Source organism: Pseudomonas sp. Pseusp15 (assembly GCF_059492165.1).
This window is the reverse complement of sequence record NZ_CP168523.1, coordinates 2,775,273-2,786,616: the sequence shown is the minus strand read 5'-3', so window position 1 is coordinate 2,786,616 and position 11,344 is coordinate 2,775,273. Positions and strand designations below refer to the sequence as shown.

Genomic DNA, 11,344 nt, shown 5'->3' with positions numbered 1-11,344 from the left:
GAATACCTGTCTAGTTGATCTGCACCGAACCACCCTTGATGCGGTTGACCCCGCTGGAGCGGCTGGACAGGTAGGCGCCCTGGATAATCACTTTACCCGCGCGGGTCAGGGTGATGCTGGCCTTGCCGCAGCGCAGCACGATCTCGCGTTCGGCACTCAATTCCAGGCGCTGGTCGTCCAGTTGCACGCAGGCAACCGGTGCGGGCGCCGCGGTCTGGCCAAGCAGGCGGCCGATCACTAGCGGGCGGAAAGGGTCGCCATCTTCGAACATCAGCGCCACCTGGGTGCCGATGTCTGCAGGGGCGAGCAGGGTGGTGCTGCGGGCGGCGATGCTCTGTTCCTCGGGGCAACCGGGGTAGGTCACCAGGGGCGCACTGGCTTGCGGCAGGTCGAGCAGGACGCCGATGACCACGCCATCGATGCGGGCCTGGGTGGGTAGTGGGTATTGAACCGTCATACGCGTGACTCCTAGTTTTGCAGGATCTTGCGTCCCTTGATCACCACGTTCTTGTTGGCCTTGATGTTGATCGCGCCAGAGCCGTCTATGGTTATGTCCTTGCCGCGGATGCTGATGGTGCCGTCCTTCTTCATGACGATGCTGGCTTTGCCGGTGGTGATGGTCACCGAGTCACCGGCATCGATGACAAGGTCCTTGCCCACCGTCAGCGCATCGTTGTTGTCGATATCGGTCGTGCGTCCTGCACCGACCTTGCGCGATTCGTTTGCCTTTACCGTGGTTGAAAGATTGGCACCCACGTCCACCGAGCGGTTGGCGCCCACATTGGTCGACTGGTAGAGGCCCACATTGACGTTTTGGTAGGCCCCGACATTCACCGTTTGAAAGGCACCGATGACAACTTCCTGCGCTGCGCCGATGGCGATCGTCTCGTTGATACCTACCGCATGGGTGCGCTGCAGGGTCACGGTCGCGGTTTCGTTGGCGCCGACGCTGATCGTGCGGTTGCTGCCAATGTTGATGGTCTCGTTGCTGCCGACGTGTTCCGTACGGTTGACGCCAATGGTGATGGTCTCGTTGTTATCGACGGTTTCGGTGCGGTCGTGTTTGACGTGCACGGTTTCGTCGTTGTCGATGCTCTTGCTGCGGTCGTGGCCGACCCAGTGGGTCTCGTCGTTCTCGACCTCAATGTCCTGGTTCTTCTCGGCGTGGATAAACAGTTGCTCCGCACCCTTTTTGTCCTCCATGCGGATTTCATTGAAGTTGGCCGGTGAGCCGCCCTTGCTTGAACGGCTCTTCACGCCGCTCTGGGTGGCATTGGCCGGCAGCGTGTAAGGCACCGTCTGCTCGGCGTTGTAGACGCGGCCGGTGATGATCGGCCGATCCGGGTCGCCTTCGAGGAAACTGACAATCACTTCCTGACCGATTCGCGGGATCTGCATCGCCCCCCAGTTCTTGCCGGCCCAGGCCTGGGAGACGCGCATCCAGCAGGAGCTGTTCTCGTTGGATTGGTCGTGGCGATCCCAGTAGAAGTGCACTTTGACCCGGCCATACTGGTCGGTCCAAATCTCCTCGCCATTGGGGCCGACCACCACCGCGGTCTGTGGCCCTCGGACAATCGGCATGGGGGTCAGGGGGAGGGGGTGGAAAACCTGGCTGGCATCCATGCAAGCGAGTTCGCCCACGAACTGCTCGGAGAGATCCTGGGTGCCACTTTCATAGGGCTCCTGGTGGATGTGGTAGCGCGCGCTGACCACCAGGTATTCGCGGTTCTGGTCTTCGCGCTCATAACCGGTCAGCGAGAACAGGTGGCCGGAGCCCAGTCCGCGGGCACGGCCGCGCAGTTGTACGCGCTCGAACTGGCTGTGGATGGCTTCGATGCGGGTACGCGCATAGTGCTCGCCGTCGTTGCTCTGTGCGTATTCACCGGGGTAGTCGTAGAGCGGGTAGTCGCCGTTGCTGTGGCTGCGCGACACACTGGAGCGCACCTCAAGGTTGGCGCGGGGGCGCTGGAAGTCGTAATCGTTGAGCTCCAGCGAACCGGGTTGGACTTCCCGCGTCAGTTGCCAATCGTAGAAATGATCGCGCTCGCGCATTTGCCGATCGGGCGGGTAGAACGGCACTGAGTCGTAATCTGCCACCGTGGAGTGGGCGCCATAGGCGTCGGCCAACACCAGTACATGACGCGCTTGCTCATGGCGGAAGTAGTAATAGATCCCTTCCTGTTCCATCAAGCGGCTGACGAAATCGAAGCTGGTTTCGCGGTACTGCACGCAATATTCCCACTGGCGGTAGCTGCCGCTCAGGCTGTCTTCGAAATCGGAAAAACCGAGGTCGCGGAACACCTGCTTGATGATGTCCGGCACCGTATTGTTCTGAAAAATCCGGCAATCCGAGGTGCGCGTGAGCAGCCAGAACCAGGGCCGCAGGCTGACGTGGTAGCCGGCGAAGTGGCCATGGCCGGTCAGTTGTCGACAGCTGCAGGCAATGCCGTGGAAGTAGCGTTTGCCGCCGTCGTGCAGTTCCAGGGTCAGGCCCATCGGCTTGCCCAGCAAATGGTCGAACGTGATCGCCCGGTCTTCGGAGGTGAGGTTCAATTCGTAGTGGAACAACCGCCCCAATTCTTCGTTGCCTTCCATGCTCCGCAGCAGCAGGACATCGCCGCCGAGGGGGCAGTTGACCTGCACCAAACGGTTGTTTTGCGTGATTGCCATGCACGGCTTCCTCTGCCTCGTGTTTGGGCGTCAGTCGGCCGTCTCGAATACATAACGCAACGTACGACTGAATCCGTTTCCAGCGGATTAACCTTTTGCCCAACGCCTCTTTGGCGTTATCTCTAATCCTTACAATTCAAGGAAGTGTTAGCGCTGTTCAATGCTTGTCAAGAAACTCTCCGACCAGTGGGGTGAACACCGAGGCGTTTCAAGATCGGTGATCGGAGGTCATTATTTAGTATCTTTGGTTATAGGCTTTATTCTAAAAAGTGAGTACCCGCGCAATTTATTCAGGCGCGAATTCAATCGTGCTTATGAAGAGCATCTTTCAAAGTTGCGTAAAGGATGAGTACTGTAAAACTAAAGTTCGCGCACTTTTAACCACCGAAGACCTGATGACAGCAGAACCGACTATCCTTTCGGATAGTGAACGCTGCACTCTTGGCAAAAAGGGACGCCATGCCAGACTATGATCGCGCCATCGGCTCCACACCCGGCATTACATACGGTGATCGAACCTGTCTGATCGGGCCCTGGTTACTCAGGCCCTGGCTACTCCGGATGGCTTCAATTACGGTTTTCTGTCTTTTCACGGCAACGCCCGGATACGGCCAGAACCTGCCAACCGCGGCAGGTGTCGAAAACGCCACGGTAACGGTGATTCAAGCGCAGGAAATCGTTTCCAGGGCCACCCTTGAAGCCGTTCGCTGGAGCGGCCCTGAGTCCGGCCCGAAAGCCCAGCGGGGCAAGAGCATCGCCCTTGTCGCAGAGGATTTGCGTAACGGAGGCATCGTCGGTGTCGCGCAGGGCGCTCGCGAGGCAGCCAAGGCGATGGGCTGGACGCTGAAGATATTCGATGGCGCTGGATCATCGGCCGGGCGCGCAAAGGCCTTCTCCGATGCGCTGGCAGAGAAGCCCGACGGCCTCATTCTGTGCGGTTCCGATGCCCTTGAGAACAATGCGGCGCTGATCCTCTTCGCCAACAGGGATGTGCCGGTGGTTGGCTGGCACGCCGGGGCACGCCCCGGGCCGATTGACGGCACGCCGGTGGCCATGAACGTCACGACCGACCCGCTCGAAGTGGCTCGCCTCACGGCCATGGCGGCAGTGGCACAGTCAAACGGACACGCCGGCGTGGTCATCCTGACCGACTCCAAGTACAGCATCGCCATGGCGAAAGCCAAGGCCATGGAAAACGTCATTCGGGCCTGTCGAGAATGTACGTTGCTGGAAGTGCGCGATGTGGCGATCTCCGAAAGTGGCGAGAAGATGCCGGCGCTCACCAAGGAGCTGCTTCAGCGCTATGGCAAGCGCTGGACCCACACGCTGGCCATCAACGATATCTATTTCGACTACTCGATTGCCTCATTGACCAACGCCGCAATGCCCAGTGACGGCATCAGTCTGTTATCTGCCGGTGATGGCAGCGCTTCGGCTTTCTTGCGCATACAGGCAAAAACCTACCAGACCGTCACCGTGGCCGAGCCGCTCAACCTGCATGGCTGGCAAGTGATGGATGAATTGAACCGGTTGTTTGCAGGGCAGCCGGTGAGCGGCTTCGTAGCACCGATTCACTTGGTCAATGCCGACAATATTGCTTTCGACGGCGGGAAGAAATTCCAGTACGACCCTGACAATGGTTATCGAGACATTTATCGCCACCAATGGAATCCCTGACATTGGACGTTATTTCCCGGCTCGGACGCCGGCTATTGCCGCAGTCGTTGCGCGCACAGTTCACACTGGCGTTCCTGACGCTGGCGCTGCTGATCCTGGCGGGTGGTGCCACAGCGGTCTACGCGTTGCGCACGTCAAACAGCGCCACCCGCCAGCTGACGGATGAACGACTGGTGCGCATGCAAAATGGGCAAGACATGGTGCAGCGGACCTTGCTGATCGAACGCCAGACCGATCAGCTTCTGACAACCCGTTCCCCCGACGCCCTGCGTTCAAGCTATGCGGCGACCGTCGAACAGCTTGAAGCCCTTGATCAACTGGTGCAGGAGCTGACTGCCGCGAACAGTGGCGAGGCGATACTCGACATGCATCAGTCGAGTCAGATGTTCCGCAATACCGCCAACATCGTTGCGCAACTGCGAGAAAGCCTGTTGCAGACCGAGGTCACCTTCGAGCAAGCCCTGGAGGATCACGCTGCCCGGTTAACCGCGACCAAGTCCCGGTCCAGCCTGGAACTGGCGGTGTTACTTTTCGATCTGCCGCAGGCTAATGACAGTGATGCCGTGCAACGGCTGCGGATCCGATATGAGCGCCTGTCACGCGCCGCTGGCAAGTTACCCGACGCTGATGGGGAAACGCCCGATCTCTTCTCCCTGCGCCTGAGACTCATCAATCAGCACAACGTCATCCAGCGCTTCAATGAGGAGTTGAAGAATGAGGCCGGGGTTCTGGTCGCGGTGGCCCGTGCGCAATCCAGTGCTTACACCGAAGACTATCGCGAAGCCGTGCAGCGCCTGGTCGAGGCCTCAAATCGTAGCCAGCAATGGGTGCTGATCATGTTGGGCGCCAGCCTGGTGTTCGCCTGGTTCGTGACCCGGGTCTTCATGGGCCGTCATGTGCTTGTGCGCCTGAATGAAATAAGCCGGCAATTGCGTCAGGAACGCACTGACAAAACGCATTTGATGATGGTGGAACATGGGAAAGACGAGATCGGCAACATGGCTCGCGCGGTGAATCAATTCCTCAAAGACCGTCTTCAGCTGGAAAAAAAGACGGTCCAATTGAGTATCGCCACAGAGCGGCTCGCCCTGCAAAACAACCGATTAGAGCAAGAAGCCATCATCCGTGCCGGACAAGGTCATGTCCTGGAGCTGATCGCCAGGAGCACCGAGCTTGCAGAAGTCCTCGAGAGTCTGGCTCACCTGGTCGAGTCCCAACTGGAGGGGATGATGGTGTCCATCCTGGTGCTGGATGAGGATGGCAAACACCTGCTGCACGGGGCTGCCCCCAGTTTGCCGAAAGCCTATAACCAGCTCATTGACGGGATTGCGATCGGTCCAAACGTAGGCTCTTGCGGCACCGCGGTGTATCGACGAGAACCGGTCATCGTCACGGATATCGAGCTGGACCCGCTGTGGGAGGAGTACCGATCAGCCGCTGCGCCCTATGGATTTCGCGCCTGCTGGTCGACGCCGATTCTGTCCCATGAGCGAAAGGTATTGGGTACGTTTGCCTTGTATTCCAACACCGTCCGCAGCCCTAGCTCGACCGAGACGCGACTGATCGACATGGCGACACCTCTTGCCGGTATTGCGATAGAACGCCAACTGACCGAAAAACGCATTCGCTATATGGGCGACCATGACGCACTGACCGGGCTGCCGAATCGCACCCTGCTCGAAGACCGTCTCAAGCAGGCAATACTGTATGCCCAGCGCTACAGCCGGCTGGTGACGGTGGTGTTTCTCGATCTGGACAAATTCAAACTGGTGAATGACAGCCTTGGGCACAGCGCTGGAGACGTACTGCTGAAAACCGTCGCCCAGCGCATGCAGGAATGTGTGCGCCGCACCGACACCGTCGTGCGACTGGGTGGCGACGAGTTTGTGATCATCCTGTTCGACCAGCCCTCAGACCTCGACGGCGTTACTCCAGCCTTGCACAAGATCCAGGAAGCCATCCTGCAGCCGATTCAGCTCAGCGGGCATACACTCCACGTCACCTGCAGCATGGGGTTGGCCACCTACCCAGCCGACGGCAGCGATACCGATACGTTGCTCAGCAATGCGGACGCCGCCATGTACCGGGCCAAGGAACTGGGTCGCAACAGTTACCAGTTCTATACGAGCGAGATGAATAACAAGGATCAGGGCAAGCTCGCCATGCAAGACGGGCTACGAAACGCACTCAACCATGACGAGTTCCTGCTGCTGTACCAGCCACAGGTGGATTTGCAGACAGGTCAGATTATCGGCGTTGAAGCACTGATCCGCTGGCAGCACCCCGAGCTCGGCATGGTGTCTCCAGTCAAATTCATTCCGCAGGCCGAAGAGACCGGGTTGATCGTGCCCATAGGCGATTGGGTGATTCATACCGCGTGCAGACAGAACAAGGACTGGCAGGATGCGGGCTGGCCGCCGATCACCATGTCGGTGAATATTTCAGCACGCCAGTTCATCGAAAGGGACCTGATCGACCGGGTGAGGCATGCCTTGCAAGAGACCGGACTGGACCCGATGTACCTTGAGCTGGAGCTGACCGAAAGTCTGATCATGCAAGACCTTCAGCAAGCCATCAGCAAAATGAAGGAACTGCAATCAATGGGGATCAGTCTGTCGATCGACGACTTCGGCACCGGCTACTCCAGCCTCGCCGCATTGAAAAGCTTCCCCATCGCAAGACTCAAGATCGACCAGTCTTTCGTGCACGATCTGCCCGACAACGAGAACGACAAAGCCATCGCTACCGCAGTGATTTCGTTGGGGCACCAACTGAACCTCAAGGTCATAGCCGAAGGTGTCGAAACCGAAGAGCAGCAAACCTTCCTGCGTGAAAACGGCTGCGATGAAATTCAGGGCCACTTTTTCAGCAGAGCGGTCAGCGCAGAGGAAATCAGTCTGTTACTGCGTACGTCCCGATTGCCTCAACCGAGCCGCATTATCAGCCCTGACACGGTAAGGCGAAAACGCGATGTAAAACGTCCACGCAGTCCAATGCCCGGGCATTAATGACTTGGCGTACGGTAAAACGCTGCTGTGTCGACCTGCGGCAAAAAAGACATCGGCGACTTTCTGCTGCTCACCCAACTGGTGACCAGAGAAACCACCAGAGTGGCCAGCACCGGACGACGGAATTTCGCTTCAGCATTTTTGATGGACTGTGGCATGGCACGCTCGGCATTCAGCAAGAGAGAAAACTTGCATCTGGCATGAACCATGGTGCCAATCTCGATGAGCCGGGTAGTGTGGCAGGGGAACGACCTATGAAGGCCGTCCCCATGCCGATTGTGGCGCAAACCACTTGAGGTCGGTGCTCTCCCGTATTTTCGCCGGTCAACTGCGAGCTTCTTCGGTCAGCTCAAACACCTCTAGTTATCGATTAAAACGCTCGACCAATGAATACTGAGTATTAGCTGTCCGGGTCAATTCCTTGCTTAACTCTGCCGAATGATGGGCCTGCTCCGACGTCTGATCTGCCAGGTGCGCGATGGTGGTGATATTACGGCTGATTTCCTCTGCAACGGCGGTTTGCTCTTCAGTGGCCGCTGCAATCTGGGTTGTCATATCAGTGATGTTGGCGACCGCTTCACTGATACCTACCAATGCTTTGTCTGCCTCAAGCACCCACGTCACACCTTCTTCGGCCTGATGGCGACCACTTTCCATTGTTTGCACGGCGTTATCGGAAGACATCTGGAGCTTGGTTATCAAGCCATGGATTTGCGTCGTGGATTCAGAGGTGCGCTGCGCCAACTGACGCACCTCGTCCGCCACCACGGCGAAGCCTCGACCCATATCACCAGCGCGCGCAGCTTCGATCGCGGCATTCAAGGCCAGTAGGTTGGTTTGATCGGCAATGCCTTTGATGACATCGACCACGGTTCCGATTTCATTGCTGTCCTTGGCTAACTGCGCGACCGTCTGCCCGGTTTCGCCAACCACTGCGGACAGTCGCTGGATCGCTTCGCGGGTATCTCGGGCCACATCGCGTCCGCGTCCGGTCAGCAAGTTAGCTTCTTGGGAGGCGTCAGCGGTGCGTTGGACATGGCTGGCGACTTCTTGTGTGGTCGCCGCCATCTGATTGACCGCTGCGGACACTTGTTCGGTTTCGACACGCTGGCGATCAAGACCCCGTGAGCTGTCGGCGGCCAATACGTCGGACCTCCCGGCTAGTCCGCTGAGTTGCTCCGCGGTGTCCTGCAGACGTGTAAGACAGGTCTTCAGGCGCGCGGCCTGGCTCACAAAGGCGGTTTCAAGGCGTGCCTGAGGGCCACACTCGTCGCTGTACATTTTCGCGATCAGTTGATCGGAGGTGGAGGGTTCAGCCATCTGTAGCATGCGCAATGTCCCCTGCTTTTGCCAGCGCGTGACGATCAGTCCGAGCGGTGCAGAGACAGCTGCGGTGATGGCAATGGCCACGAAGGTGTTGAGTAAGACACCACTCAAAGCCCCCGCCAAGCCCATAACCAGGAATGGCAACCAGCCAAGCAGGGCCGGTTGCCACTTGTCACGCGCGGGGATGGCCGCCTTGCCCTGACTGATGCGCTTGTAGAGGGCTTCGGCGCGGTGAACTTGTTCGGCAGTGGGTTTGACCCTGACCGATTCATAGCCAACCACTTGGCTGCCTTCGAAAATCGGTGTGACGTAGGCATTGACCCAGTAATGGTCACCGTTTCTGGAGCGGTTTTTGACAATGCCCATCCACGGGTTGCCTTGCTTAAGAGCGCCCCACATATGGGCGAATACGGCAGGAGGCACATCGGGATGGCGGACGATATTTTGCGGTGCGCCAATCAGGTCGGCTCTGTCGAAGCCACTGATTTCTACGAAGGCGTCATTGCAGTAAGTGATGACTCCTCGAGCATCTGTTGTCGAGATGAGTTTCTGTTGAGGTGCAAGCGCGACCTCACGTTGCGTAACGGGTTGGTTGTTCCTCATTCCTGCAGCTCCCTGGGTCCGGTAAAAAAGCCATCGGCAGACGCCAGGAAAATGTGAGTAATTTTTTTAAAATTATATTTAACAACAATGAGTTACATTAATTTTGATCATTGGAAATCGGGTCCAGATTAGATTTTTTTTCAGGTCCGTCCTCGACATCCTGGTTTACGCAAGGTTGTAGGAATGGCCTTGTCTGGATTACTTGATTGACGTCAACCGCCTGTGTCGGCCTGCGCTGTATTCTGCGCTGAAACCGACTGTTGGTAGCGCAAGGCTTATTGCTCATGACTGAATTGATGCTGACTCACCTCGACTCACTGGGACGCGTGCGAATGGTCGATGTTACGGATAAATGCGTGACGTCCCGAGAAGCCGTGGCTGAGGCATGGGTTCATATGCTTGCCGAGACCCGACAACTGATTGCCAGTGGTGCTCACCCTAAAGGTGATGTATTTGCGGTAGCGCGGATCGCCGGCATTCAGGCGGCCAAACGCACGAGCGAGTTGATTCCGCTCTGTCATCCGCTGCTTCTGAGCAGTGTTAACGTTGAGTTGAGTTTTGAAGGTGACCAACGCGTACGCATTGTTTCTCGGTGCAAGCTGTCCGGACAGACCGGCGTCGAGATGGAGGCACTGACCGCCGCCAGTGTGGCGGCCTTGACCTTGTATGACATGTGCAAGGCCGTGGACCGGGGCATGAGTATCGAATCGGTGCGGCTGTTGGAGAAGCAGGGTGGTAAAAGTGGTTGGTATCAGGCGCCGCAACAATGAAGCTGAATGTTTTGTATTTCTCGCGGTACCGCGAAACGCTTGGCCTTGACGATGAAACGATTGAAGGTGATTTCACTTCTGTCGATCAGTTGCGTCAGCACCTGATACATCGGTCTGGCGTCTGGCAGGTGCTGGCCGAACAGAACCTCATGTGTGCCCGCAATCAGGACATGTGTGGGCTCGATGAGCCGTTGATCGACGGTGATGAAGTGGGTTTTTTCCCAACCGTAACGGGAGGGTGATTCGATGATTCGAGTGCAGACAGAGCGCTTCGAACCCGGCACCGAAATCAATGCCCTGCAGGCTTTGAGCCTGAATGTCGGTGCCGTGGTGAGTTTTGTCGGGTATGTACGTGACACCAACGTCGGACAAGAAGTCGCCGGGATGTTTCTTGAGCATTACCCCGGTATGACCGAAAAGGTCCTGGGCAAGATCGCCGACGAAGCCCGACAGCGCTGGCCGTTGCTCGGACTGGTGCTGATCCATCGAATCGGCGCGCTGCAACCGGGAGACCCCATTGTCTTTGTCGGCGTCAGCAGCAGTCATCGTCAAGCGGCTTTTGATGCCTGTGCGTTTGTAATGGATTACCTGAAAACCCGAGCGCCATTCTGGAAGAAAGAACAGGTGGCCGAGAGTTCCCATTGGGTCGAGGCTCGCCACAGTGATCGCGAGGCGGCGCAACGATGGGAGTGACGTTTCCCTCGCGGTGAGTGGAACGTGTTCAGCTGTATTGAGAGCGAGAATCCCATGCTCTATCCGCTGTTTCTGACATTGCACCTGTTTGCCGCGATGATTTTCATCGGCACGGTATTCTTCGAAGTCCTGTTCCTTGAAAGTATCCGCAAACAACTGCCGGTCAAGGTCATGTTACTGGTCGAGCAGGGTGTCGGTCGACGTGCACGCACCTTGATTCCATGGGTCTTGCTGGTGTTGTTCGGTGCCGGGTTGGGGATGGTCTGGCTGCGCTATTTACCGGTCCTTGCCACACCAATGGCCTCATCGTTTGGCACGTTGCTGATGTTGAAAATCGTGGTGGCCGTCAGCGTACTGCTGCATTTCCTGGTCGCCATGTTTTTGTTCAAAAGTGGCCGGATGAGTGCTCGATACCTGCATTTCATCCATGGCAGCCTGTTCTGCCACATGGTTGTCATTGTGCTGTTGGCCAAGTGGATGTTTTACCTGACGTGGTGACTGGGCTTGCCTGGTGTCCGTTGCGCGACAAGCACTTCGCTCGCGCTTGATGCAAATCAAGGAGCATGGGTCGCCAGGCTCCGACACTGGCGGTCCGCA

The 11,344-nt window shown here is 57.5% G+C and carries 10 protein-coding genes and 1 pseudogene; 6 read left to right on the top strand and 5 right to left on the bottom strand.

Going from position 1 to position 11,344, the window contains the following annotated elements; translation table 11 throughout:
• Nucleotides 1-10: 10 nt before the first annotated feature.
• Both ACEN8R_RS12410 and ACEN8R_RS12405 read right to left on the bottom strand, forming a co-directional pair.
• A complete protein-coding gene (locus ACEN8R_RS12410; RefSeq protein ID WP_028940907.1) occupies nt 11-457 on the bottom strand; it encodes a DUF6484 domain-containing protein in 447 nt (148 codons plus the stop codon).
• An 11-nt stretch (nt 458-468) separates the two neighbouring features.
• Nucleotides 469-2,670, bottom strand: coding sequence for a type VI secretion system Vgr family protein (locus ACEN8R_RS12405; protein WP_495624920.1), 2,202 nt, complete (start codon nt 2,668-2,670; stop codon nt 469-471).
• A gap of 657 nt (nt 2,671-3,327) precedes the next feature.
• Here ACEN8R_RS12405 and ACEN8R_RS12400 point away from each other — a divergent pair.
• Together ACEN8R_RS12400 and ACEN8R_RS12395 are read left to right on the top strand one after the other, a co-directional pair.
• On the top strand, nt 3,328-4,347 hold the full coding sequence (locus ACEN8R_RS12400) for a substrate-binding domain-containing protein (RefSeq protein ID WP_018927759.1): 1,020 nt from the start codon (nt 3,328-3,330) through the stop codon (nt 4,345-4,347).
• Complete coding sequence (locus tag ACEN8R_RS12395) at nt 4,335-7,355, top strand: EAL domain-containing protein (RefSeq protein WP_495624919.1); 3,021 nt, start codon at nt 4,335-4,337, stop codon at nt 7,353-7,355. The genes ACEN8R_RS12400 and ACEN8R_RS12395 overlap by 13 nt, the downstream gene beginning before the upstream one ends.
• On the opposite strand, the gene ACEN8R_RS12390 is transcribed toward ACEN8R_RS12395, so the two are convergent.
• The 3 genes and pseudogenes from ACEN8R_RS12390 to ACEN8R_RS12380 form a co-directional block, all read right to left on the bottom strand.
• The gene (locus ACEN8R_RS12390) at nt 7,352-7,564 is read right to left on the bottom strand and encodes a hypothetical protein (RefSeq protein ID WP_018927761.1); all 213 of its coding nucleotides are present in this window, start codon (nt 7,562-7,564) and stop codon (nt 7,352-7,354) included. The two genes, ACEN8R_RS12395 and ACEN8R_RS12390, sit on opposite strands and share 4 nt — an antisense overlap.
• A 154-nt stretch (nt 7,565-7,718) precedes the next feature.
• On the bottom strand, nt 7,719-8,792 hold the full coding sequence (locus ACEN8R_RS12385; protein WP_495625011.1) for a methyl-accepting chemotaxis protein: 1,074 nt from the start codon (nt 8,790-8,792) through the stop codon (nt 7,719-7,721).
• A gap of 219 nt (nt 8,793-9,011) precedes the next feature.
• Nucleotides 9,012-9,284: pseudogene (locus tag ACEN8R_RS12380) on the bottom strand (PAS domain-containing protein); the annotation flags it as partial.
• A 296-nt stretch (nt 9,285-9,580) separates the two neighbouring features.
• Here ACEN8R_RS12380 and moaC point away from each other — a divergent pair.
• The 4 genes from moaC to ACEN8R_RS12360 are packed head-to-tail and all read left to right on the top strand — an operon-like array spanning nt 9,581 to nt 11,245.
• A complete protein-coding gene (gene moaC / locus ACEN8R_RS12375; RefSeq protein WP_026286545.1) occupies nt 9,581-10,054 on the top strand; it encodes a cyclic pyranopterin monophosphate synthase MoaC in 474 nt (157 codons plus the stop codon).
• Nucleotides 10,051-10,296, top strand: coding sequence for a MoaD/ThiS family protein (locus ACEN8R_RS12370; RefSeq protein WP_018927765.1), 246 nt, complete (start codon nt 10,051-10,053; stop codon nt 10,294-10,296). The genes moaC and ACEN8R_RS12370 overlap by 4 nt, the downstream gene beginning before the upstream one ends.
• Before the next feature lie 4 nt (nt 10,297-10,300).
• Complete coding sequence (moaE, locus tag ACEN8R_RS12365; RefSeq protein ID WP_018927766.1) at nt 10,301-10,747, top strand: molybdopterin synthase catalytic subunit MoaE; 447 nt, start codon at nt 10,301-10,303, stop codon at nt 10,745-10,747.
• 54 nt (nt 10,748-10,801) lie between these two features.
• Nucleotides 10,802-11,245: a CopD family copper resistance protein gene (locus ACEN8R_RS12360; RefSeq protein WP_018927767.1), complete on the top strand. Its 444-nt coding sequence runs from the start codon at nt 10,802-10,804 to the stop codon at nt 11,243-11,245.
• The last annotated feature ends 99 nt before the right edge of the window (nt 11,246-11,344 follow it).

What these genes read in the sequence shown, in the direction of transcription:
- ACEN8R_RS12410 (WP_028940907.1), bottom strand. Translation starts at nt 457, where the DNA reads ATGACGGTTCAATACCCACTACCCACCCAGGCCCGCATCGATGGCGTG.
- ACEN8R_RS12405 (WP_495624920.1), bottom strand. Translation starts at nt 2,670, where the DNA reads ATGGCAATCACGCAAAACAACCGTTTGGTGCAGGTCAACTGCCCCCTC.
- ACEN8R_RS12395 (WP_495624919.1), top strand. Translation starts at nt 4,335, where the DNA reads ATGGAATCCCTGACATTGGACGTTATTTCCCGGCTCGGACGCCGGCTA.
- ACEN8R_RS12390 (WP_018927761.1), bottom strand. Translation starts at nt 7,564, where the DNA reads ATGGTTCATGCCAGATGCAAGTTTTCTCTCTTGCTGAATGCCGAGCGT.
- moaC (WP_026286545.1), top strand. Translation starts at nt 9,581, where the DNA reads ATGCTGACTCACCTCGACTCACTGGGACGCGTGCGAATGGTCGATGTT.
- ACEN8R_RS12370 (WP_018927765.1), top strand. Translation starts at nt 10,051, where the DNA reads ATGAAGCTGAATGTTTTGTATTTCTCGCGGTACCGCGAAACGCTTGGC.
- moaE (WP_018927766.1), top strand. Translation starts at nt 10,301, where the DNA reads ATGATTCGAGTGCAGACAGAGCGCTTCGAACCCGGCACCGAAATCAAT.
- ACEN8R_RS12360 (WP_018927767.1), top strand. Translation starts at nt 10,802, where the DNA reads ATGCTCTATCCGCTGTTTCTGACATTGCACCTGTTTGCCGCGATGATT.